A 23,661-nucleotide genomic window follows, 5' to 3' on the forward strand; every position below is an offset into this window, starting at 1 on the left:
GAACGTCTCTACATTGATTTCTGGAAATGTCTATTACATATCAGATGCACCAGTAGCAATCAAACGTCTGAATAAGGCTGCTGACCAACCAGTTTCTTTAAGTACCGCAGCAGAAGAAACTTCTACATAAGCTTGTTCAATAAAAGCTAAATCAATCATACAAACTTTAGCCAAGGCATCTTTTAATTCATCTGATTTACCATCAGCTTTGAGTTTTTTACCGACTTTATCAACCACAACTGCCATTGCTGGAACTACGTGCTGAGGACCAATACCAATTTTCACATGAACCAAGCCAATGTGCCAACGACATTTTGCATATTCATCACCCCAATTATCCATACCTGTGAACATCTGATTAAACCAGTCAATAAAGGTGGCGTGTAACCGATGAACTCGTCCCTCAGTGGCATTTAAAATACCATTCATTTCTTCATCACGTCCCAGGTAAGCATAAAAATGATTTGCCATTTCTTCAGCAACTGCTGTTCCCCAATCTGTATTTGCTTGCATTACCTTTTTATCTTCAGCTGTCAGACCAATCCGAGTTTCCATGGTGGTCAAAAAAGCGCGAGGTTCAATAGCCATAATGAATCCTTAAAAATAGTTAGGTGTGGATTTAATTAACTTTTGTTGATAGGCGTTGCTGATTTTAGGGATGAAAATAATTTTGCATACGTTCAAGACTCTTGTAGAGACGTTCCATGGAACGTCTCTACCTCCAAAAATCATACGCCAATTCAGCAACGCCCTTTTGTTGATACTCTATAAAAGATAGAGTATCAATATTTCTCAAAATTTGGTATTCCTACAAAGGAGTGAATTCAAACACATCATGAGTACCACCTCTGAGGACTGAGTCAGTATGTACTCCTCTCAACCGTTTACCAATTAGTTGTTCAACAGCACCCCAAACTGCACCCATAGTAAAAGTGCATTTACGGGGTGAACCTGCTACTTCACCAGCAGAACATAAGGTTTCAGTTGTATAGACTCTAATAAGTTCGCCGTCAGCAACAATTTTTTCAACAATACACAAACAAGTACCTTCTTTACCTAAAGCCTGTTTTAATTTACCGGCTGCATCATCTAATGAAAGTGTAGATCCTGCTAAACCTAAATCTTCAGCTAACTTTTTACCCCTAGTACGACCGGCTGTAGTTAGGGCAATAGCTGTAGCTTTTTCCCCAAGAGCTTCTTCCATACCTGTAATAGCAGATTTAAAACAGACAATACTATTAAAATCGCCTAGTTCTTTGCGTAATGACATAATTCAAATTCTCAGTTAAAGGATTCTCTTCATTGATAGTCGTATCTGGATTTAATTAATGTCTGTTTTTACTCTGTAAAAGATAGAGTATATAAATTTCTCAAAATTAAGATAGTAGCAGTAACAGGATTAATTAAGCAGTTTTACTCCGCAGAAAACCGACTAAATTTTTGAGAAATGATTGACTAACTGCTGGCTTTTGAGCCGGTTCTGGAACTGGTGCAACTATGGGTATTTCGTAAGTAGAAACTTCCTCGGTCATGGAGATAGAAGTAGCCGCAACCATAAAATGTTCTTCTGCTGAACCAATCACAATGAGACGGAAAGCTATTTGCAATACTGTATCTACGGCGAGATTAAGTTGATCGGCGATTTTGGCTAGGGCAACTTCACCATTGGCAAATTCCCATACTTGCCATTCTTGAGCATTTAGCTGTAATTTGGGCTGTTTTGAACTTAGACCTGATAAGCCAGAGGTGGGATCTGGTAGTTTTTCAGCTAAGGCATTCCAGTCTCGTAATGCTCGCAATCCGATTAATATAACTTCGGTTGCGGACATACTCAAACCTGTCATTTCTCCCAATGGTAAAGCTGTAATTGGTTCAAATTTGAACTGACCATCTTTAATTTGAAATAAGGCACAGACTGGACGGAGAACTTGAGAGTTAAACAATAGTTTCAGTTGTTCTGGTTGGATTAAACCTTGGGATTTTAGGCACAGTCCCAAAGGTGAATTAATAAAACAGGCAGAAATGTGAGTCACCCTAGAGATTACCCGCTCACTCACCCATCCTCGTTGAGCAATTAACAATGTTAAACCTTGTTGATCTAAACGATCAGATGCAGCTACAACTCGTCCTTGATGCAGCCAAATATAATAAATTTGCTTGGCGTTAGTTTGATTTTTGTCAGATGACAATTCAATATGAAGTATACCTGTCTTTTTGCCTTGATCTAAAAATTGCAGCAGTTCTGGCAAAGAAAAATCTGCAAAGTTACCATTAATAGACATAATCAGCCTCCTTGATGAAGAAGAGATTTATTAAAACCCAGAACTCAAAATCCCAATTTGTACTTTCAAAAAAGCTCTTAACTCTCAACTGCACAACTTTCCATTAAGTGCTGTACTAAGTGAATTACTGCTTCTGCTACTGAGTCTCTTTCGTTAGGATTCACCTTAACTAAAGGAGGCCGATTCTGCTCATCTACATAACCAATTGCTAAGTATATATCTTCCTCTGCCCAAGCTCCGGGACAATCTGTATGGCTGATACCGATGATCATCGGTACACTAACTCTCGCTTGCATGAAGTTGATAATATTCCGTGCTTGACGAAATTCTCTTGGTCTATGGGCTGCGATGAGTACGATATAAGCGTGTGCTTTATTAATCAAAATGTCCCACATAAAGTCAAAGCGAGTTTGACCAGGTGTTCCGTAAAGGTGCAATGCCATATCTGGACCAAATTGCAATCTGCCGAAGTCAAAGGCTACAGTGGTTCTTTTCTTCAGCAATGCTGTTTCATCAGTTGCACGGGTATCTGTATCTACAACTTCAATTTCACTAACGGAACGAATAAAGGTAGATTTACCAGCCCCTACAGTTCCTGTGACAACCAAGCGCATAATTTCCATCTTTATCACCCTTCGATACAAAAATGTTTACAGTTGCTCACATTTTTATTTTCTTCTTGTTTAATTCTGGCAAGGTTGGCACTATCTCGTACTCAGGCTGACACGACCAATCTAGCTACTTACTGCAAAAATAAACACATCCAATTAAGTAAAAAGTTCCCTAGAATCAGCAGTATTTATCTATTGGGGAACTCTGGATAAGTTAACCTCTAAGGTGATGTAATTTACATGAGGATCAGCTTTAATTCTGCTAGAACTCGTTTGATTTCTAGCATTAGTAATCCTTGTTTAGCGCTTTCACTGGCTAAAACTAGAAGCACGGCATCTTGACCACAACCAGTTAAGATACCAAAGCCTTTATTGCCTTCTACAAAGATTCGGTCAATAGTTCCTCTGGCTAATTCCATACCAATTCTTTCGCCTAAGGATAACATAGATGCGGACATGGCTGATACCCTTTCTTCATCCATTCCACCTGGCAAGCTTGCTGCTAAAGGGAGTCCATCGGGAGTAACAAGTGCTGCTCCCTGTACATCAGTAGTAGCACTAACAAAGTTTTGTAAAACCATGCTGAGTTTTTCTGAGTTGATAGCCATGATGATTATTCTCCGTTGTTTTAAATGGGAAAGTGGGTAGGAAAATCAAGTAAATACGGAATTAAACAAACTCTTTTTACTTGTAGTAGTACAGTATCATTTATTTTAAAGAAACAATAATGGAACTGTGTAAATGGATGCCTCTTTTCTAGTATCCTTGTGATTTAAATTATGCACCAGTCAAAACTAAGATGATACCGAAAAAATACGGAATTTAGTTTTTCTTATTATTAATACAAGTTAAGATTATTGCTTTGTTTGTAATCTTAAGCTGTGTAACTTATATGACATAAGCTTTTGAGGTGATTTAATCGGTGTCAATTTTGGGTATTTTGTTTTAGTTTTTGTTGAGAGTGTCAACTATAGGAAGTTTTGAGTATTGTGTATTAATTTTTGTCAATATTATCATTATCAAGTATGTCTAAGTAGGTGAACACAATAAAACCAAACTGTGTAAAGAAATGTAAAATCGCCCAAACCCTCTTCACTCTTGCCTCTTGCCTCTTGCCTTTTGCCTTGCCATAACGACAATTTTCAACACCAACCTACTTATGTAAATGTGGTGCAGACAAAAGGTTGTAATCTGATAATGACTACATCAAAGAAACTACGTGCTATTTATTTCAAATATCTTGTTCTAAGTATGTCAAAAAACTATTGGCTAGGATAGCAGCTTGTGTGCGATCGCGTAAATTCAGCCGATTCAACATATTGGTGACATGATTTTTGACTGTACCTTCGGAAATGTACAGTTTTTTGGCAATTTCTCGATTATTATCGCCAATGGCAATTAACCGCAAAACTTCTTTTTCTCTGGGGGTAAGTTCCGTGAGGTTCGGTGGTATAGCTAATACAGCTTGGGGTAAGGTAGCCGGAAATTGAGTGACTAGTTTTTTGACTATTCCTGGTCCTAATTGGGAATATCCTTTGTCAACTGCACGAATGGCAACTGCTAACTCTTCTGAGGGTGTATCTTTGAGTAAATAACCCATTGCGCCATTTTGTAATCCAGCTTTCACATATTCATCATCATCAAAAGTTGTTAATATGAGAATTTTACATTGAGGAAAATGCTGATTAATTTCTTTGGTAGCAGCAACTCCATCCATGATAGGCATTCTGATATCCATTAAAATTACGTTAGGTCGTAATTTTTCAACTAGATTAATTGCGGTTTGACCATTTTCTGCTTCGCCCACAATTTCTATATCTACTTCTAATTCTAATAAGGCTCTTAGACCTTGACGAATTAAACTTTGATCATCTACAAGTAAGACTGTAATCATTTTTATTGGTAATAGGTAATTGGCTATTCTATTGCTATCTCTGGATATGAATAAGGGATATCAACTATTATTTGACAACCATGATTATGGCTGCTGTTAATCCGAAATTCGCCTCCTAATGCTAAAGTGCGATCGCGCATACTTTGTAAACCAAATCCAGTAGTATTTTGCCCCACTTCAAAACCTTTGCCATTATCCTGAATTATTAACTTCAACCCTGCTAAAGTTGTTATTAATTCTAATTGAACTTCTGTAGCTTGGGCATATTTAGAAATATTCGTTAATGATTCTTGGATGATTCGATAAATAGGAGTGCTGATTTCCATAGACAGTGGAGAGATAATAGAAATTTGACAACTAGGTAAAATGCCATTATAACGCTGAAAATCCGCTGCAAGAACCTTAATTGCCTCCTCTAAGGTTTGTCCCTGTAAAGGATGGTATCTCATAGTAGAAACCGATTGCCGGACATCTTGTAAGGCTTTTGAACCAAGTTCTTTTGCAGTGACTAAAAACGTCATCGCTCTAGGTATATCATGTTTTGATAATTTTAAAGCAGTTTCTAATTGCAGATTTAAAGCCGTTAGAGAATGTCCTAAAGAATCATGAATTTCTCTAGCAATGCGGTTGCGTTCTTCCAAAGTTGCCTGACTTTCAATTTTCAAGGCATATTGACGGAGTTTTTCGTTAGCAGCTTGCAGTTTATCTCTACTTTGCCGTTCAGCCAAAACAGTATTCATTAGTATTAAAACAAATACTAAACTTAAACCAAATAGAACCGCCAAACTAAAACTGAAAAATCTAAATCTTTCCTGAGCTATTGGTGAAAATCTTCCAGGAGGTATCCGTTGTCGCAGAGTAAATAGAAATAAAATAAATGAAGATAAAGTAACTGTTAATCGTCCGGGAAGTTGAAAAATTAAACAACTACGAGTTACCAAAATTAAATAGAGAAAGGGGAAAAGTCTGGCACTTCTACCACCGAAAAAACCAGTAATTAAAATTAAGATAACTTCCAATGCTGTATAAATAATTTTATTGGTTTTATTGAAAGTAGGCAATCTTAACCCCATTAAACCAAAAATTGTTAAACTACAAATTGTCAATTCTGGATACATTGCCGAAAAGCGCGGTGAGGGAGATGGCATTAATGCCATTAACGCTGAAAATCCCAATAATAGCCATTCTAAATACAAAAGAAATCGAAAAGGATGATTATTAAACTGAATAGGACGATTCATAATTGATTGATAGTTGATATAGTTACAAGGCTGAAATCCTCAACCTAACTTAAAATATTTGTATCACGATTAAATTAAAATGGAACAAGCATAAGATATCTGAATGCTAATGTCATGACTAAAGTAATGGGTGTAGACGTGACTTTTGCCTCATGTGGTTACTGGGTGTTAGTCTCTATGATAGGAACATAGAAAACCGACATAACCAAACATAACCAAAAGGTAATTATGAAACTGAAGACATTATCACTAATTGCTGGTACTCTGGCTTTGACTTTAATCGCAACTCCCTTTGCAGTTCAAGCAGAACAAAATTCATCTTCACCCCAAGCTGGTCAGGAATGGCAAAAAGAAAGTCCAGCTAAAAAGTTGAATTTGACCCCTGAACAAAAAGCTAAAATAAAAGAAATTCGTAGCAATACCCGCACTCAAATTGAAGCTGTTTTGACACCCGAACAAAAGACTAAATTACAAGCCACAATGGCAGAATATAAAGCACAACGTCAACAAGGACAAGAGCAACGCAGAGAAGGACGTGGAAAAAAAGGTGATATTTTTGCTTCATTAGGCTTATCCACTGAACAAAAAGCTAAAATGAAAGAAATTAGAGAGTCATCAAAACAACAAATGGACGCTGTATTAACTCCTGAACAGAAAGCGCAAATTAAGCAAATGCGCGAAAATATGCGTTCTCGTCGTCAACAAAATAAACCCCAATAATTTTCAACTATTCAAATAAGATTAATACATCAGGGGTGGGTATAAAAGCTCATCCTATTTTTGTGTAGATGTTTTTCAATGAATTAAGAGCTATGGCACATCATGTTAAAATGAGGAATACACTTTAATCAGGTGATGAAGATGACACAATCCACACCCCAAAGAGTTGTCCGTCGTGGTCGAGTATTTCCCGAAATTCAGTGGACACAAGAAAGAAAGGCTCAGGAAAAAGCTAGAAGACAGGCATTCTCTGAGCGTTGTTGGGCGATTTTTGAGCGGTTAAAACCAGAAATATTAGATAAATATTCTGGTTGGTATATTGCTATTGAACCTGATAGCGGTGATTATTTTATTGATCAGGATAAGGAAGTAGCTAGTAAAATGGCTAGAGAAAAGTATCCTCATGTAATTCATCATATTTATGGCATTAATGAAACAGGAGTTAGTGGCAGAATATGACTGAGGGCAGATTTGCAGATAAAGGTCATTTTAAAAGTTGAGTTACTTATCACTTAATTCAATCTAAATTGTTTTTAAATCCATACATATATGAATAATCTACAAACCTACATTCAAGAAATTACGCAAATTTATCAACAACAAAATGCCACAGAACATACTTATCGCCCAGCATTAAAGAAGTTAATAGATTCTTTAGATTCTCAAATTCAAGCTATTAATGAACCGAAAAGAATAGCTTGCGGTGCGCCAGATTTTGTTGTAAAAAATGGTATTTTAGAAATTGGACATATTGAAGCTAAAGATATTGGTATTTCTCTCAAGAAAGTAGAAAAAACTACCCAAATGGGGCGTTATTTTCAGGCTTTAGGTAATTTGATTTTAACTGATTATTTAGAATTTCGCTGGTATATTCAAGGAGAATTAAAATTAACTGCATCTTTAGGAACAATTGATAAAAACAAAAAAATCAAAGTTGATAAAGAAGGAATACAAGAAGTTGACCAACTTTTACGGCAATTTTTATTAGCTAAAGTTCCCCAAGTCACCACACCGAAGGATTTAGCTAAACGTATGGCCAGTTTAGCGCAATTGATGAGAGATGCTATTAAAACGGCTTTACATGATGTAGATAATGGGGGAATGTTACGTCAGCAGTTAGAGTCATTTCAAAGAGTATTAATTAAGGATTTGACGGTAGAACAATTTGCGGATATGTATGCCCAAACTATTTGTTATGGGTTATTTGCAGCGCGGTGTAATACTGATAATGTTAATACTTTTTCACGGGAAACAGCAGCTTTTAAATTACCAAAAACTAACCCATTTTTAAGGAGTATTTTTGGACAAATAGCAGGACCAGATTTAGATGATAGAATTAGTTGGGCTGTGGATAATTTAGCGAATATTCTGCAACAAACGGAAATGGCAGAAATTCTTAAAGATTTTGGTAAACGTACCCGCAGAGAAGATCCTGTTGTGCATTTTTATGAGACGTTTTTGGCAGAATATGAGCCAAAAATGCGAGAATCAAGAGGGGTTTATTATACTCCTGAACCTGTGGTTGATTATATTGTTAAAAGTGTGGATTATATTCTCAAACATAAGTTTAATATTAGTAAAGGTTTAGCAGATTCTAAAAAGATTAAAATCCCCAATCCCAAGGGTGAGGGAACTATCGAAACTCATCAAGTTTTGATTTTAGATCCTGCGGTGGGTACGGGAACTTTTATGCACAGTGTGATTGATTTTATTTATGATAAGTTTAAATCTCAAAAGGGGATGTGGTCAAGTTATGTTAGTCAACATTTATTACCGCGTTTATTTGGTTTTGAATTGTTGATGGCACCTTATACTGTAGCACACATGAAATTAGGTTTACAGTTGCAAGAATTGGGTTATGATTTTATTTCTGATGAACGGTTAAGGATTTATTTAACAAATACATTACAAGAGGCTTTTCAAATTCCTGCTGCTGATGGTTTTATGAACAGAATTAGAGATGAAGCAGAAGCAGCAAAAGATATAAAACAAGATGTTCCTGTGATGGTAATTTTAGGAAATCCTCCCTATTCTTATGAATCTATAAATACTGATCCTTGGATTGTAGGATTAGTTAGAGATTATTATCAAGTAGATGGTAAACCTTTAGGAGAAAGAAACCCGAAAGGATTATTAGATGATTATGTAAAGTTTATCCGTTTTGCTCAACATCGGGTTTCGGAAACGGGTTATGGTATTGTGGCTTTAATTACAAATCATGGTTATTTAGATAATCCCACTTTTCGAGGAATGCGTCAAAATTTGATGCAAACTTTTGATGAGATTTATGTTTTAGATTTACATGGTAATAGCAAGAAAAAAGAAGTTTGTCCTGACGGTTCACAGGATAAAAATGTATTTGATATTCAGCAAGGTGTAGCAATCAGTATTTTTATTAAATATGAACATAGTCAGCAAAAGTTAGCATCTGTTTATCATGCTGATTTATGGGGTATGAGAGAGGTTTATGAAAATAAGGAGTTAGTTGGAGGTAAGTATCATTGGTTAGCTGAAAATGATATTAGTTCAACTGATTGGAAAATTGTCAAACCTGAAGCTAAATTTTATTTATTTAACCCTCAAAATACCAGTTTATCATCAGAGTATGAACAAGGATGGAAAGTTATTGATATCATGCTAGTGAATGCTGCTGGTATAAAAACCCATAGAGATCATTTTGCTATTGATTTTGAGGAGGAAAGCATTACTCAAAAATTTAGAGAATTGCGAGAAACTAATTTATCTAATGAAGACTATAGCAATAAATATAATATTCACGATCATCAAGATTGGCGATTAGATAAAGTCCGTCAATTAATTCGCTTAGATAATCAATGGGAAGATAAAATAATTAGTTGTTTATATCGCCCTTTCGATTGGCGTTACTGTTATTATAGTGATCTAATAATGGATAGGCCTAGACGAGAATTACTTGATCATGTTTTTAGAAAAGATAATTTATGTTTAGGTTTAGGTCGTCAAGGAATTGCTGTAAATGATCCTATCTGGTCTTTGGTATCAGTTGCGAACCAACCTATTGATACTAATATTTTTAGAAGAGGTGGAGTTAATATTTTCCCTCTTTACCTTTACCCAACAGATACCCCAACTTTATTTGATTCTATCCCAACTAATACACCTAGAGGACGTAAACCGAATTTATCCCCAGAATTTATTATTGAATTTTCCCAAAAACTAGATTTAGAATTTATGTTTGATGGAAAATCAGATAAAAATAAAACCTTTAGACCAGAGGATATTTTTAATTACATTTACGCTATCTTTCATTCTCCTATTTACCGTCAACGCTACGCCGAATTTTTAAAGATTGATTTTCCTCGCGTTCCTTTAACTGCCAATTCTGCGCTTTTTTGGGAATTAGTAATCAAAGGTAATAAATTAGTAAAATATCATCTCATGAAAGAAACAGGAACAGAAATTTCTACTTATCCCATTCCTGGTTCTGATATTGTGGAACAAGTGAAATATAATGAAAATCATCAACAAATTTGGATAAATTCTGAACAGTATTTTGATCAAGTTCCGCAACAAATTTGGAATTTTTATATTGGAGGTTATCAAGTTTGTCAAAAATGGCTGAAAGATAGAAAAGGGAGACAATTGAATTTTGATGATATTAGCCATTATCAAAATATAATTTCCATCATATCGGAAACTATTAAGATTATGGAAGATATTGATCAAATTATTGAAAAATATGGCGGTTTTCCGTTAGAATAATAGTTAACAACAAGATATGAAGACAGACACGATATTTTACACATTACTGCAAAATCTCCCCAGTGTGTTATTTGAACTGCTAGAACAGCCTCCTACACTAGCTTTACACTACGAATTTTCCTCAGTGGAAATCAAAGAATTAGCCCGGCGAATAGATGGCTTATTTTTACCTAAACCAGAGTACCCACAAGACCCGATTTATTTTGTAGAAGTACAATTTCAAAGCGATGATAATTTATACTGGCGATTAATCACAGAAGCAGTTCTTTACTTAAACCAAAATAAACCTCAAAGAACATGGCAAGCGGTAGTATTGTGGGCAAATCGGGATCTTGACCCTGGTATACCCTTGGCATATCAAACTTTACTAACTGCTGGACTAATTCATGTTGTTTATTTAGATGAAATAGCTGATACATCATCTTCAATTGGTTTAGGAATTATTAAATTAGTAGTTGCCCCTGAAGATGAAGCTATCCAACAAGCAAAAACTTTGATCAATTTGGTCGAAAAAGCAGATGCGGCCAAGAGTCGTAATCTTTTAGAATTAGTAGAAAGAATGCTGGTTTACAAATTTTCATCCTATAGCCGTCAGGAGTTAGAAGCAATGTTTGGATTAACAGAATGGCAGCAAACCCGATTTTATCAAGAAGTAAAAGAAGAGACGGAGTTAGAAACTAAGTTAAAAACGATTCCTAAACTGTTAAATGAGGGGCTAACTGTAGAACAAATTGCTCGGATATTTGAGTTAGATATCGAAGTGGTAAAACAAGCAATTAAACAGCAAAGTAGTAAATAGACATTTGATGAATAAATGTAGGGGCAATTAACCTGTTTCCTGAATATAGATAGCGGGCAAGATGCCCGCACCACAAGAGTATTTCTCTAGATTAATAACTGGGTAAATATTTTTTGCTAGATTGTGCAATTTGTTGTTTACATATTCCTAGCGTAAAACTTTAACTTTTGAAAAAACTCCATTTTCGTCTTCATCAAATTGTTTGTGAACTTCATCCCAAGCCATTTGTTCAGAAGTAAGTTCATCCATATTTTCATTCAGTGCAGTATTATAACGTTGCATGAATATCCGCTGGGCTTCTGGGGAAAGATGGGTGCGAACTTCAGGCGATAAATCATCTGGATTGTTACAGATTCCCGGACAAGGATGGGGTAGTGTTTTTTCAATGGTGTTAATTTCTTCACCACCAGCACTTTCGAGAATTAATTGAAATTCGCCACTGCGATCGCTCGGTACTTCTACCATCACTAAAAATTCACCAGCTTCTAAGCGGGTTTGATAAAGTGTAGCTTTGTCTTCTGGCATTCCTAAAGCAGTCAGAACTGATACTAAACCTGCACCAGCACTACCAGCGATCGCTCCACTTGCAGCCCCTAATAATATCGCCCCAATTGGACCTGCTGCCACAATTGGCCCAACAAAGGGAACAAACAATACACCTACACCTGTAAGCAAACTCAGGAACGAACCAAACAAAGAACCAAAAATTGCTCCTGTTCTCAAACCGCCGAGAATCACATCTCGCTTTGTAATAAAACCAGAAATTCGCGTTTCTGACTGAAAATTTCGCCCCATTACCGAAATATTATCCTTGGGGACATTTCTATCTAGTAACCGCCGAATTACATTATCAATTTGTTTCTCTTCTTTAAATACAGCGGAGATGGTACGTTCTGCTTGATATTCTTCTGGCACTTCTTTACTCCTAATATTTTGTGTTGACAAATATCAATTACACACCCACCGGAACTTTAGTTGCTGCTGGTTGTTTTTTTCCATCCGCTTCTACTGCTTCTCCTTCAATAAATGAACGCAACATCCAAGCCATTTCTTCATGTTTTTCCATCAAATCAGTTAAAAAGTCAGCAGAACCTTGATCATGAAATTCTTCACTACACTGATCTATATGATTTCTGAAATTGCGAATAATCTGCTCATGATCTTCCACCAATTGAGTCACCATCTTGGTTGCTGTAGGAATTTTATCGCTATGTTCTTTGAGGGTCGCAATACTTAAAAATCCTGCCATTGTACCAGTTGGATAACAGCCCAAAGTCCGAATTCTTTCAGCTATTTTATCAATATTTATTGTCAGTTCTTGATAGTGTTCTTCCCAAAGTTTATGCAAGGTGCGAAACTGCGGACCGACAACATCCCAATGATACTTTTTCGTTTTTACTAGCAGTACATTGGCATCTGCTAAATCAAGATTTAGCAAATTCATCACACCTTGACGCTGCTTTTCTGTCAAACCAATGTTTATCTTATGTATGGTCATTATTATTAATTCCGATTAGCACGTAAACACCTTATATGTTCTCAAAATACAGACATGATCTACATCAATCAAAGGTAAGATTAATGTTCAGTTACTTTTATATATTTAGGAATATGCTGATTATTTTTCTTTTGTAATCAAGCCAAAGCTGAAAATCATCCATATTCCTAAATTTTTGAAGAAAATGAGGAGATCGTGCTTATTCTTGATAAATCATATTTACTTCTTGTTACCTATAATTTTTTCCAAAAAGCCTTCTGGCAATTGGCTTTTATTTATAATTAGTTAATTTATAAAAATCACTCTGAGGAGAGAATAGCAAGAATAAGGGTACGCGGATGAGCGTAGATAAACGCGGATAAAGATGCGTTAATCAATGGATTTATGTAGGATATCAACTGGGTTTGAAAAATAGCAAATAGTTCTTCCTTATCAAGTCTACGATAACAACTTTTTAACCGGATGTTAAGCCTCTTCACTTATAAAGTTACAAAAATTTTAATTTTCTGGAATAACACGTTGAGGAGGTTGCACCGCACTATTGCTATGGATATTACTAATGATTTCGTTTGCACTTCTAGCATCCATATTAAGTTGTGCCTTCTCTAATTCAAGTTTGTCATACAAAAATTTATGTCTTAAATCAAACTCAGTGAATATCTCACTCCACTTTTTAACATAAATTTTATAATTATCAACAACCTGTACTAGAGATTTTTCACCATGAGACTTAGCACTTTGTATTTCTCTTTCAATATATTTAGATTTGTCAAAATCATTACCAATTAAATAAAATTCCCAAGTCACGTTAGAAGCATTAAATTCATCTTGTTCCAAAATTACTCCCATATATTTTTTAACCTGCTCTAATTCTTTTGAACCAAGCTTCTTTTGAGGATGTTTTAGCTCTACAACTACATTATTGATAGAAGAATTATTTAAAAGCTGCCGTACCATAAATATATCCATTTCTTTATTCTTGTCAGGATGATCAATAGAAACAATAGGCTTTTCTCCTCTTAATAGATAAGTATACCTACGTAATGCTTCTTCAAACTTTGGTTCAGCAGCAGTTACAAGATGATATTGCTCACCAAAAATCCAGTAATGATTTTCTACAAATTTTTGAATATGATCTCGTTCGTTAGCTTCTAAATCTTGATTGAAAACTAAATTTCTCAACTGATCAATAGCTCTGTATCTATCTTCTATTAATCTTACAGTTTTAATAATATTTGTAAGTTTGGTAACTTTTAAAGATTCAGATAAATGTTCTAAATCAGAAGAAGTTAACTTGATAATTTCTCCTAATACATCAATTAATTTAGTTCTTTCATCTGAATCAAGAATTAAATTCAAAAAATGAACAAATACTTTCTTTTGTTCAATATTGAGAGAACTAAAAATTTTTGGTTCTACCTGATATAATTCTTTGATAAAATCTTCAAGTTCAGCTTTTCTGTATTGATCCCAAGTATTATTACTAAATCTTGGGAAAGCATTATTTCTTCTAAATTCATCTATTATTACATCCGATTTTGTCTTCAGAAAAATTTTTCTTCTATTTTGAAGCTGTTGATTAATAAAATGAATCAAAGAATTATAAATTTGCTTATTCTGTATATTTCTCCATCCAAAATGTTCTTGATCAAAGAACTCACTTTTAACAAAAACACTATGAGAAAAATGATCACCTTTATTATTAAGAGTAGTTGTATTTTTATCTATTTCCTCACCTTTGGAATTAATACAGTAATATCTGGAATATTCATTCTTTAGAGATTGAGACCAGCGAATAAATTTCAAATTAAATAAATATTGACCAATTTTATGTTCTAATTCAGTGAAATCGCTAATGAAATTAGATTTATAATCTAAATCCATATCATTTATTTTAATTGAAAAGTTTTTCATTGAATTTAGTTCAAGAAACCAGCTAAATTCTCTATATAGATAGATATTAAGATCATCATTAAAATCATTAGATGTAATTGTATGAATATCATCAAAAAAAACTGTTGTTCCTGTTTTTTTATCAGTTTCTACCTCTTCTGAGATATCATAGTTATCCAATTGTTTATGATTTATATTTATGCTATAACTATATCTTTTTCCTTCTTTTTCATAAATAGTATCCCATTGTGCTGAGGAAGAAAAAGTAAAAAAAGTTAATCTGCCTATACCATTGTTACCGTGAATATGTGATAGATTCTTGGCAGTACCAAAATTAATTTGTTTATTCGATTCATAAAAGAGTGAAAATCTATTTGGATCAGCAATACCACATCCATTATCTATAATTTTTAGTTCTGATATTCTTCCCAAGTCATCAGATTGCATTATTATATTAATTTCAGTAGCCTCCGCATCAAAACCGTTCCATATATATTCTGCAATGGATGATAAATAATCATGGTTTTTAAGTGCTTGGTTGATACCTAATGAAGTAATCTGAATATTTTTCATATTTTTCTATTGGATGATTTGTGATGTTATATCATGTATCAAGTTTTAAAATGATTGGAACCATCCACAATATATCATAATAAATGAGACATTAATCGCTTATAAGTTAGAATGGTGCGTCAAACTTAATAAATTATTAGCTGCCGACGCACCTTACTAAAATAACTTTAAAACCCTAACCTTTCACAGGTGTACCGCAAGGATAAGTAGCTGTTTTTTCCTGACTACCCTCACTCACAGGCTGATCTTTAGCTGCTAAATAATCTTTTTGCAAAGTATCTAACAAAGCTTCCCGTCCATCATACAGCCGTTTTAGGGGGCGTGGTGGACATTGATTAAGAGTGTATGCTGTCACCAAAGGTAGAGCGATCGTACTATCGGTATAACAAACAATAGCGCTAGGTAACTCATCGGGGTCAATTTTACCCCAACTCACAGCTTCAGCAGGAGTCGCCCCAGACAAACCACCAGTATCAGGACGGGCATCAGTAAACTGAATAAAGAAGTCATGTCCCCGTTCTTCCAATCCTAAAACCTCGTGAAGTTGCGGTTGTGTTTGTAATAAAAAGTTTTTAGGACTACCACCACCAATAATTACCGCTGCACTTGTACCGTCGTTTTCTCGCGCCCCATAGACGATAGCTGCGGTTTCATTGACATCAATGGACGGATCTATTACCAGCTTTGAACCTTCTAAAGCCAAAGCAGCCACATTCATCCCAATGGAACTATCTCCAGGAGAAGAAGTATAAATAGGTACGCCACATTCATAGGCTGTCGCCAATAAGCAGGAATTTTTGACACCCAATTGCTTTTCGATTTCCCAGACGCACTTACCCAGTAAATGATGAAATTCCGCAGTTCCCATGCGCTTTTGGAAAGGTTCAGCTTGGAGAACTTTGCGAATAAAAGCGTCCGTTTCTAGCAGTACGTCGTAACCAAAAATAATGTCATAAATTCTGATTGTTCCTTCTTCTCGCAATTTGACATCATCTAAAAAGGGACTACCCGCAAATAGTTCAAAACCCAAACCATAGTGCATATCATGGTAAAGATTCGCACCTGTGCAAATCATCCAGTCAATAAAACCATTGCGAATGAGAGGCGCAAGGGCGGAAACTCCAAAACCTGCCGGTGTCATCGCCCCAGATAGGCTTACTCCTACGGTGACACCCTCTTGAAACACTTCCTTAGTTAGCAGTTGACAGGCTTCCCGCAACCGGGCTGAGTTGTAAGCGGTAAAATAGGTATCAATCAAGTCAACCACGCTAACATTTTTAGACATGGGAATAGGTGCAATTTTCTTACCTGGCTTTTGTGACATTTTTGGGAAATCCTGAATAGCAAATACACTGGATATAATGTTATCGCATTAGGATAGGCAAAACTCGTGTAACACTAGATACGGTAATTGCTGTTTTTAAACAAGGAACAACAGCAGAAGAAATTGCTTACCGTTATCCATCCCTTAAACTTGCTGATATTTATGCTACCATTGCCTTCTATCTCAATCATCAACAAGAAGTGGAAGTGTATTTACAGCAAAGACACCAACAAGCACAGGAAGTTCGTAAAATAAATGAGGTCAGATTTGATTCCCAAGGGTTGCGTGATAGATTGTTGGCGCGGAAAGCAGAACGGGAAGTATGTTAAAACTGCTTGCTGACGAAAATTTTGATAATACTATTGTCAGGGGATTGTTACGACGTAACCACCTTTACCAACTCAGTTGGTGATGTTGTACTGGACATTCACGATATCTCAGATATCGGGGAATGTCTCGGTTAAAAGTATCAGCAATTAGAACTTTGTTTTAATGTTGGTCCGATTGAGATATAAAATATAAGCAGAGTAAAAGCTTGAAAAGATCGACTTAGCGTTACTCTGCGTCGAAAAATGCGATCGCTCTTTTTGGTTTACAATAAGATTATCCCAGAGGATTAACTCAGAAACCGATGCCAACCCTCACAGATATTTCTACTTTTTATTCAGATCACAGCTAACAGAATTTATGTGATTTCTGGTCTATCATAACTAATGAATTTGTCGAAACGGAAAAATTATACTTCATGCTCTTAGTCTTAACAGTTATTTATCAACAGGATTTATGAACAACGACACTCCAGAAGAATTACATCCAGATTCAGCAGATCAAGAGATTTCCCGGTTAATTGATGAGGTAATATCAACATCCCAAACTGATGAAAAATACCGTCAAAAAATGCAGCGACGGAAAGAAGTCCAAGATCAACGCATAGCTAAAGCCATACCGGAAAAAGGCTTAATTATCGTCAATACTGGTCATGGTAAGGGTAAAACTACTGCGGCTTTGGGAATGGTTTTGCGATCGCTCGGACATGGACATAAAGTAGCCATAGTGCAATTCATCAAAGGCGCATGGGAACCAGCAGAAAAACGTGCTTTTAGCCACTGGGAAAACCAACTCGAATTTCATGCAATGGGAGAAGGCTTTACATGGGAAACTCAAGATCGTGATCGTGATCTTGATAAAGCTGCTGCTGCTTGGGAAAAATCCCTAGAATTTATCAACAACCCAGACTTTAAATTAGTTCTCCTCGATGAAATTAATATTGCTCTGAAACTGGGTTATTTACAGGTTGAAGAAGTATTAGCAGGTTTAGCTCAAAAACCAGCAGACAAGCACGTAATTCTCACGGGAAGAGGCGCACCACCGGCATTAATTGAAAAAGCCGATTTAGTCACTGAAATGACATTAGTTAAGCATCCTTTTAAGGATCAAGGGGTGAAAGCTCAAGCAGGAATTGAGTATTAATTCAAATTAGTCATTGGTCATTAGTTATTGGTCATTGGTCATTGGTCATTGGTCGTTGGTCATTGGTCATTAACTTATTTCTCCCTGCTTTATAGCATTTCCTAATCATATCGAGTATATTTATAGCCTCCTCCTCGCTTGCGGGGAGGGGGTTGGGGTTCTTGTACCTCACTAAAAAATGCTATATCCCAAGGACAATTATTTACGTCCACCTACTTATTTAAAACCATCGCTTCCTTGTTGGCATATCTGCAAAATTTCCCTATCATTAGAACTTACAGAACTCAACTGATGATAGTCTTGTAATGTTACTGAATAAGGATAAGTTGTGAACTCATTTTCATTAACTTTAGGGATCGTACTTGCTGTAGAAACCTCCATTACACCAACTTCACCGGGAGAACTTTTCACTGTCATTGCTAATTCTCCTGACTTAGCTAAAGTTCCTTGAAAACAACTAAATTCAGAGTGAGGAACATACAAAGCACCAATAATTTTACTTTGTTGTTTTTGAAAGAGAATGTAACCTTGTCCTAATTCATTTGGTGTGGATGATTGTCCATAAAGATAAGTCCCATCTTGTTCGGGAAATTGGATTTGTCCTTTTCTCCCCAATTCTCTCGTATTTGTAGATAATGCTGTGATATTTTCTGTTAACTTATCAGTAGATATCTGATTAGAAATATTCACAGGTGATTTTTGCATAGCTTCCTCTTTAATCACAGCAGGATCAAAGTTAATCTGTCTTTGATTTATGGGTACTACATAATTAGTAGTTAAGGCCGTTGATGAGAGGAGTTTGTAATGTTGTTGACTAGAATAACTAATACCCAAAATACCAGCCGAAACAATTAGTCCAACAATGGGAAATTTAAATTGGCTAGAAGTCATTAATTTGGAAATATGATTAAGCATCGGATTTCTCCTGTAATAAAGCTAACTATTGTTCTTTCCTGGATTTTTGCCATAATAACTGAATACTCATTACTGACGATTCCCTCAAAAGTTTTATCTATATATTTAATTTTAAATTCAGCAAAAACTCACCATTTATGTAAATTTGGGGAATAATCTCAGATTATCATTAGTTAATAAATTTATCCATCAGTTCATAAAATCCTCCACCGGAGGGATGTAAAATCGAGATTGAAAATTCTCAGCCTGTTTCAATGTTTAATTCTTGTATTGATCTGCCAGTAGATACAACTTCCCATCTACAGATTTCGCAAAATAAATCAGAAATTTGCAGAACCTTTTCTATTTCTTCAAAAAAAAATCGCCCCCTGTTTTGAACTCAGGAGGCGCATCACCAAGAGGAATGCTTTAAAATACGCTGTTGCGTGTATACTGTTTTAGCTGGCAACGTATTCTTTGACATTAGCTCGACGGCGACGTAAATGTGCAAGGGCTTGATGCTCTAATTGGCGGACTCGTTCCCGACTGAGGTTCAACCGTTCACCAACTTTCGCCAAGGACATTTCATTTCCATCTTCTAAACCAAAGCGTAAGGCGACAACTTGACGCTGTTGGGGTGTGAGTTCTGCAAGTAAATTATTCAAGTCTTGACGTAGAAACTCTTGAGTAGTGTAATACTCAGGGGAAGGACCGTCATCTTCCAACATTTCTTGTAATTCGGTATCTTGGTTTTCACCGACGCGCACATCTAAAGAGACTGGTTGACGCGCCATATTCAGATATTCACGAATCTGAGCCGGTTCTAACTCCAGTTCTTTGGCGATTTCTGTCGGTGAGGGTGATCTTCCTAGCTTTTGTGCTAACTCCCGTTGAACTTTTTTAATTTTGTTCAATTTTTCGGTAATATGGATTGGTAGGCGAATGGTTCGACCTTGTTGGGCGATCGCTCTGGTAATTGCCTGACGAATCCACCAGTAGGCATAGGTTGAGAACTTATAACCCCGCATAGGATCAAATTTCTCCACACCCCGTTCTAATCCCAAAGTACCTTCCTGGATTAAATCCAGAAATTCCATATTTCGCTTTTGATATTTTTTTGCAATAGCTACAACCAAGCGTAAATTAGCCTCAATCATTTTTTGCTTGGCTCGCTTACCTTGTACCATCAGATGATTTATTTCTGTTTCTGATTGATTAACACGGGCAGCCCATTCTGATAAACTAGGTTCATGATCAATTTCCTTCCTCAAAGCTTCTTTAGCTTCTAGCAGCGCCATCATCTGCTGTACTTGTTTACCGTAGATAATCTCTTGTTCACGGCTTAACAAAGGTACACGACCAATTTCTCGCAGATAGGTTCTGACCATATCAGCGGTAAATTTGGCATTGACATTCTCTGTATGATTTTTAACTGTAGGCATTGGTGCTTTTATCCTCTACTCCTTAAACATAATCAATATTTTTTTAACAAAGGCAATTCGTAAGCTTACAATATACATCACTGGATATGAAAAGCTACCATCAAGCATGATTGATATTGATCCAACCTTTATGAAGATGTTGTTAGTCTAAAAATATGTCTCCTTACCCTCTCTATAATTTTGATTTTGGAGTTTTAGCAGAAATACATTGGGTTGGTGGCTAGAATTCTTTTGTTTAAGTTATCTAGTAGTCGTTTTGAAACCGGAGTCAGTATGAGTTTACATTGGTTTTATGTTACGACAAACAGAGTCAATAGTAAAGTTCCCAGATAATAAATACTCTAGTAATCAAGCCAAAAAGTTGATGATTATGGAAACTATTTTTTTTTTAACTTCCAAAAACTGTGTTCGCATATCCATAGTGACGCGAAAACCCCTCTAAAGTTGCTTTTGATTAGCCGGATAACCGAACTTGAGCTACTTGGATAATGGAGGGATGTTACGAAATTGTTAGTTGTCCGTTGTCCGTTGTCTGTTGTCTGTTGTCTGTTGTCTGTTGTCTGTTGTCTGTTGTCTGTTGTTGACTTGAAACTACTAAAAACCTAAATCTGCTTTTGCTAGTTCAGCAGCGGTGAATACTTCCTCATCTGTTTTTTCTTCCCAAGCGATCGCACCAATTTCGGAATAAAAGGTAGAATCATAGGGACGAGTCCGCACGACTACTGGCATAGGAACAGCATGACCCAAAATTAGTGCTTGTTGTTTAGAGTCCAACTTAGCTAAGACTGAGCGTAAACCACCCGCACCAGATACACCTGTAAAAATAGCATCAATATCTTTTTCGTCATTCAGCAAAGCGGTGATTCGAGTCCCAATCTGAGACATGACTTCATTATCTATCCCTGATGGACGTTGATCAACTACCAAAAGCGTGACAAAATATTTTCGTAGTTCTCTAGCAATAGTTCCAAAAATTGTACTTTGTACCACTCCTGGGTCAAGAAAGCGGTGTGCTTCCTCTATTGTAATCATTAATGGTGTCGGCCGATCCAAAGGATTTTTACTTTGGAGAAATTTATCAGCTTTTTTGACATAATGCTCATGTATCCGTCTGGTAATCATATTCGTCACCAGCATATATGAGAGCATATTGGACTGGGAACCAAATTCGATAACTACGTTTTTTCCAGCTTCTAAAGATTGGACGATATTTTTAATATAATTTTGCGGACAAGCACTTCGCATATATTTTAAACTATCTAAGCGAAAAAGTTTCCGCTGTAATGCCATAATTGAGCCTTTGTGTCCGCGTTTTTCGTCACAAAACATCTCAATATCTTCATTACTCATATTTAGTAATTGAATAATCCACGATTTACCCAACTCTGTAAAGAGGATATTAGCATTATCTAAAGCCGCTTCTGAAAGTCCTAAATCACGATTACATAGTTTAATATCTTCAACTTCAACCTGTTCATAGCTTAGATATAGTTCTTGTGCGTCTCTTACACCTCGGCGTTTTGTTGAATCTGGATCAAGTGTGTAAACTTCAACTTGTCCGGGAAATAGTTGTTTTAAACCTTTTACAGTATTAACGTTCTTTCCTTCTGCGACTGCTTCCCAACCATATTCTGAGTGCATATCAAAAATCAAGTTAACGGCCGCATTTTTACGAATAACCCCGGCTAAAATTAACCGTGTCAGGAAAGATTTCCCAGTCCCCGATTTACCAAAAATCCCATTACTCCGTTCCACAAAGCGGTTTAAATCAATGCAAATCGGCACATCCATATCTAAGGGTTTACCGATTGAAAAGTTGTTACGATGAGGGTCATCTTCCCAGCCAAACACTTTGCGGAAGTCCTCCTCATTGGCTTCGTAAACTTGGCTAAAGTGACTAGGAATAGTTTTCACAGGTAATAATTCCATCGTCGTACTGGTTTGGGGTTGAAAGGATGCTAAACCAGTGGACGATGGGATAAAAGAATTAGGGGATTTACCATTGTTAGAAAAGCCAGATTCTGGAGATTCAGGGGTAAACATCAACATGGGTGCTAGGTTGATCATCCCATAAGTACCGCTACCTGCTAATACTTCACGCAGAAAGCTATCTTCCCAATTGGGAGGACTAGCTGTAATGCGGTCATTCGCCATACCCAAGGATACATCTGTTAGCATACAGAAAAAGCGCGATCGCATCCCTTGTACCACGAGAAATTTACCTACCCGCATATCTTCGACAGAAATATCTGGGTGTAATCTGACCTCCAAACCCCCAGTTAGAGAACCTTCAATAACAGAACCTAATGGTAATCCCAAATTCATTTTTGTTTGTTGTTCGTTGTTCGTTGTTATAGCAGGGAACAGGGAACAGGGAACAGGGAACAGGAAATATTGATATTTTTCTTGCCTATTGCCTATTGCCTCTTGCCTATTGCCTATTGCCTATTGCCTCTTGCCTAATCAATTTGAATACTTGTGGGTGAATTTCCTACGGGTGGTGTGATTCCTGGTAATGGTTTTCTAAATTGAGAGTAGATGCGATCGCGCCAAGCGAAAAATGCTTCATAATCAGGATTATTGGCTATACTCGACAACCCTTTCCCTCTGAGAGATACAGGTAAATCCAAATAAGCACCATCAGGAAACTTCAAAAGTATGGATAAACTAGCAACCGTTAAATCAGCTAAAGTTGGTTCATCACCCGTTAAATAAGGACTACCCACCAATAATTGGGTAATAATATCCAAATCTTGTTTTAAGCTAGTAACAGCCGCATTTACCACATCTGGGGTAAAACCGACACCAAAACCCAGTGCTGACAGAAAATCACTAGGAACACCTTCCACAACACTTCTAAGAATATCTGGAGTAGAAACTGGTAACAACGACTTACGAAAACTCTGATCTTGACTAATAGCTGCAAATAGAACCTTTCTACCTTTAACACCTATAGATTCATCAGCCCAATCTTCCAATAATAAAGTCAAAGCGCGTTTTTTGGGATCTATCGGTATCAGGGGATAATCTGGGTATTCTGAATCTAAATATTTAGCGATTTCTGTAGAATCAGCAATATATCTATTGCCATCTTTTAACACTGGAACTTGCTTTTGTCCAGTTAAACGAAATAATTCTAACTGGCCAATTCCTGGTGCAACTTCGATTTTGCGATACTCTAGTCCTTTATAATCTAGGATTAGACGAACTTTTTCGGAAAATTGAGATAGTTCCCACTGATATAGTTCTAGCATATTGTATATTCGGCAACTTGTTTAT

At 36.2% G+C, this 23,661-nt stretch carries 21 protein-coding genes and 1 pseudogene; 7 read left to right on the plus strand and 15 right to left on the minus strand.

The window, feature by feature from the left end; all coding sequences use genetic code 11:
- Positions 1-33: 33 nt before the first annotated feature.
- The 7 genes from HEQ36_RS01515 to HEQ36_RS01545 form a co-directional block, all read right to left on the minus strand.
- Positions 34-588 (minus strand): protoglobin domain-containing protein, encoded by a 555-nt coding sequence (locus HEQ36_RS01515; RefSeq protein ID WP_039199993.1) that lies wholly within the window; start codon positions 586-588, stop codon positions 34-36.
- A gap of 220 nt (positions 589-808) precedes the next feature.
- Positions 809-1,270, minus strand: coding sequence for a hydrocarbon-binding protein (locus tag HEQ36_RS01520; RefSeq protein WP_053540278.1), 462 nt, complete (start codon positions 1,268-1,270; stop codon positions 809-811).
- 133 nt (positions 1,271-1,403) lie between these two features.
- The gene (locus HEQ36_RS01525; RefSeq protein WP_168635043.1) at positions 1,404-2,282 is read right to left on the minus strand and encodes a DUF4388 domain-containing protein; all 879 of its coding nucleotides are present in this window, start codon (positions 2,280-2,282) and stop codon (positions 1,404-1,406) included.
- A 77-nt stretch (positions 2,283-2,359) separates the two neighbouring features.
- Positions 2,360-2,905: an ATP/GTP-binding protein gene (locus tag HEQ36_RS01530; protein WP_027404353.1), complete on the minus strand. Its 546-nt coding sequence runs from the start codon at positions 2,903-2,905 to the stop codon at positions 2,360-2,362.
- A 224-nt stretch (positions 2,906-3,129) separates the two neighbouring features.
- On the minus strand, positions 3,130-3,501 hold the full coding sequence (locus HEQ36_RS01535; protein WP_168635044.1) for a roadblock/LC7 domain-containing protein: 372 nt from the start codon (positions 3,499-3,501) through the stop codon (positions 3,130-3,132).
- A gap of 623 nt (positions 3,502-4,124) precedes the next feature.
- Entirely contained in the window at positions 4,125-4,787 is a 663-nt protein-coding gene (locus HEQ36_RS01540; protein ID WP_168635045.1) for a response regulator transcription factor, read from the minus strand.
- A gap of 23 nt (positions 4,788-4,810) precedes the next feature.
- Entirely contained in the window at positions 4,811-6,028 is a 1,218-nt protein-coding gene (locus HEQ36_RS01545; protein ID WP_168635046.1) for a sensor histidine kinase, read from the minus strand.
- 228 nt (positions 6,029-6,256) lie between these two features.
- On the opposite strand from HEQ36_RS01545, the gene HEQ36_RS01550 reads away from it, so the two are divergent.
- From HEQ36_RS01550 to HEQ36_RS01565, 4 genes are all read left to right on the plus strand, one after another.
- Complete coding sequence (locus tag HEQ36_RS01550; protein WP_168635047.1) at positions 6,257-6,748, plus strand: Spy/CpxP family protein refolding chaperone; 492 nt, start codon at positions 6,257-6,259, stop codon at positions 6,746-6,748.
- Between the two features lie 141 nt (positions 6,749-6,889).
- Positions 6,890-7,207: a hypothetical protein gene (locus HEQ36_RS01555; protein ID WP_168635048.1), complete on the plus strand. Its 318-nt coding sequence runs from the start codon at positions 6,890-6,892 to the stop codon at positions 7,205-7,207.
- Positions 7,208-7,297: 90 nt separating this feature from the next.
- Entirely contained in the window at positions 7,298-10,489 is a 3,192-nt protein-coding gene (locus HEQ36_RS01560) for a type ISP restriction/modification enzyme (protein ID WP_168635049.1), read from the plus strand.
- 16 nt (positions 10,490-10,505) lie between these two features.
- Positions 10,506-11,288, plus strand: a complete 783-nt coding sequence (locus tag HEQ36_RS01565; protein WP_168635050.1) for an Rpn family recombination-promoting nuclease/putative transposase — start codon at positions 10,506-10,508, stop codon at positions 11,286-11,288.
- 147 nt (positions 11,289-11,435) lie between these two features.
- Here HEQ36_RS01565 and HEQ36_RS01570 read toward each other — a convergent pair whose 3' ends face one another.
- From HEQ36_RS01570 to speY, 4 genes are all read right to left on the minus strand, one after another.
- Positions 11,436-12,203: a ChaB family protein gene (locus HEQ36_RS01570; protein ID WP_168635506.1), complete on the minus strand. Its 768-nt coding sequence runs from the start codon at positions 12,201-12,203 to the stop codon at positions 11,436-11,438.
- 37 nt (positions 12,204-12,240) lie between these two features.
- Positions 12,241-12,780, minus strand: coding sequence for a Dps family protein (locus tag HEQ36_RS01575; protein WP_152608806.1), 540 nt, complete (start codon positions 12,778-12,780; stop codon positions 12,241-12,243).
- Between the two features lie 504 nt (positions 12,781-13,284).
- The gene (locus HEQ36_RS01580; RefSeq protein ID WP_015083335.1) at positions 13,285-15,252 is read right to left on the minus strand and encodes an ATP-binding protein; all 1,968 of its coding nucleotides are present in this window, start codon (positions 15,250-15,252) and stop codon (positions 13,285-13,287) included.
- A gap of 175 nt (positions 15,253-15,427) precedes the next feature.
- Entirely contained in the window at positions 15,428-16,576 is a 1,149-nt protein-coding gene (speY, locus tag HEQ36_RS01585) for a deoxyhypusine synthase (protein ID WP_168635051.1), read from the minus strand.
- 53 nt (positions 16,577-16,629) lie between these two features.
- Between speY and HEQ36_RS01590 the strand changes: the two are divergent.
- The 3 genes and pseudogenes from HEQ36_RS01590 to cobO form a co-directional block, all read left to right on the plus strand.
- A pseudogene (locus tag HEQ36_RS01590) lies at positions 16,630-16,746 on the plus strand (DUF433 domain-containing protein); the annotation flags it as partial.
- Positions 16,747-16,776: 30 nt separating this feature from the next.
- Positions 16,777-16,905: a hypothetical protein gene (locus HEQ36_RS01595; RefSeq protein ID WP_290599901.1), complete on the plus strand. Its 129-nt coding sequence runs from the start codon at positions 16,777-16,779 to the stop codon at positions 16,903-16,905.
- A gap of 454 nt (positions 16,906-17,359) precedes the next feature.
- Complete coding sequence (gene cobO / locus HEQ36_RS01600; RefSeq protein ID WP_168635052.1) at positions 17,360-18,046, plus strand: cob(I)yrinic acid a,c-diamide adenosyltransferase; 687 nt, start codon at positions 17,360-17,362, stop codon at positions 18,044-18,046.
- A gap of 216 nt (positions 18,047-18,262) precedes the next feature.
- Here the strand turns inward: cobO and HEQ36_RS01605 are convergent, their stop codons facing one another.
- From HEQ36_RS01605 to HEQ36_RS01620, 4 genes are all read right to left on the minus strand, one after another.
- Positions 18,263-18,961, minus strand: coding sequence for a hypothetical protein (locus tag HEQ36_RS01605; protein ID WP_168635053.1), 699 nt, complete (start codon positions 18,959-18,961; stop codon positions 18,263-18,265).
- 437 nt (positions 18,962-19,398) lie between these two features.
- Entirely contained in the window at positions 19,399-20,382 is a 984-nt protein-coding gene (locus HEQ36_RS01610; RefSeq protein WP_039199951.1) for an RNA polymerase sigma factor, RpoD/SigA family, read from the minus strand.
- A 594-nt stretch (positions 20,383-20,976) separates the two neighbouring features.
- Positions 20,977-22,707, minus strand: a complete 1,731-nt coding sequence (locus HEQ36_RS01615) for an ATP-binding protein (protein WP_039199949.1) — start codon at positions 22,705-22,707, stop codon at positions 20,977-20,979.
- Between the two features lie 134 nt (positions 22,708-22,841).
- The gene (locus HEQ36_RS01620; RefSeq protein ID WP_168635054.1) at positions 22,842-23,636 is read right to left on the minus strand and encodes a glutathione S-transferase family protein; all 795 of its coding nucleotides are present in this window, start codon (positions 23,634-23,636) and stop codon (positions 22,842-22,844) included.
- Positions 23,637-23,661 lie beyond the last annotated feature (25 nt).

Origin of the sequence: Anabaena sp. 54, assembly GCF_017355725.1 — a bacterium.
Lineage (GTDB): Bacteria > Cyanobacteriota > Cyanobacteriia > Cyanobacteriales > Nostocaceae > Dolichospermum > Dolichospermum heterosporum.

Excerpts from the sequence above, each read along its gene's own strand:
- HEQ36_RS01515 (WP_039199993.1), bottom strand. The coding sequence starts at position 588 with ATGGCTATTGAACCTCGCGCTTTTTTGACCACCATGGAAACTCGGATT.
- HEQ36_RS01520 (WP_053540278.1), bottom strand. The coding sequence starts at position 1,270 with ATGTCATTACGCAAAGAACTAGGCGATTTTAATAGTATTGTCTGTTTT.
- HEQ36_RS01525 (WP_168635043.1), bottom strand. The coding sequence starts at position 2,282 with ATGTCTATTAATGGTAACTTTGCAGATTTTTCTTTGCCAGAACTGCTG.
- HEQ36_RS01530 (WP_027404353.1), bottom strand. The coding sequence starts at position 2,905 with ATGGAAATTATGCGCTTGGTTGTCACAGGAACTGTAGGGGCTGGTAAA.
- HEQ36_RS01535 (WP_168635044.1), bottom strand. The coding sequence starts at position 3,501 with ATGGCTATCAACTCAGAAAAACTCAGCATGGTTTTACAAAACTTTGTT.
- HEQ36_RS01540 (WP_168635045.1), bottom strand. The coding sequence starts at position 4,787 with ATGATTACAGTCTTACTTGTAGATGATCAAAGTTTAATTCGTCAAGGT.
- HEQ36_RS01545 (WP_168635046.1), bottom strand. The coding sequence starts at position 6,028 with ATGAATCGTCCTATTCAGTTTAATAATCATCCTTTTCGATTTCTTTTG.
- HEQ36_RS01550 (WP_168635047.1), top strand. The coding sequence starts at position 6,257 with ATGAAACTGAAGACATTATCACTAATTGCTGGTACTCTGGCTTTGACT.
- HEQ36_RS01555 (WP_168635048.1), top strand. The coding sequence starts at position 6,890 with ATGACACAATCCACACCCCAAAGAGTTGTCCGTCGTGGTCGAGTATTT.
- HEQ36_RS01560 (WP_168635049.1), top strand. The coding sequence starts at position 7,298 with ATGAATAATCTACAAACCTACATTCAAGAAATTACGCAAATTTATCAA.
- HEQ36_RS01565 (WP_168635050.1), top strand. The coding sequence starts at position 10,506 with ATGAAGACAGACACGATATTTTACACATTACTGCAAAATCTCCCCAGT.
- HEQ36_RS01580 (WP_015083335.1), bottom strand. The coding sequence starts at position 15,252 with ATGAAAAATATTCAGATTACTTCATTAGGTATCAACCAAGCACTTAAA.
- speY (WP_168635051.1), bottom strand. The coding sequence starts at position 16,576 with ATGTCACAAAAGCCAGGTAAGAAAATTGCACCTATTCCCATGTCTAAA.
- cobO (WP_168635052.1), top strand. The coding sequence starts at position 17,360 with ATGAACAACGACACTCCAGAAGAATTACATCCAGATTCAGCAGATCAA.
- HEQ36_RS01605 (WP_168635053.1), bottom strand. The coding sequence starts at position 18,961 with ATGCTTAATCATATTTCCAAATTAATGACTTCTAGCCAATTTAAATTT.
- HEQ36_RS01610 (WP_039199951.1), bottom strand. The coding sequence starts at position 20,382 with ATGCCTACAGTTAAAAATCATACAGAGAATGTCAATGCCAAATTTACC.
- HEQ36_RS01615 (WP_039199949.1), bottom strand. The coding sequence starts at position 22,707 with ATGAATTTGGGATTACCATTAGGTTCTGTTATTGAAGGTTCTCTAACT.
- HEQ36_RS01620 (WP_168635054.1), bottom strand. The coding sequence starts at position 23,636 with ATGCTAGAACTATATCAGTGGGAACTATCTCAATTTTCCGAAAAAGTT.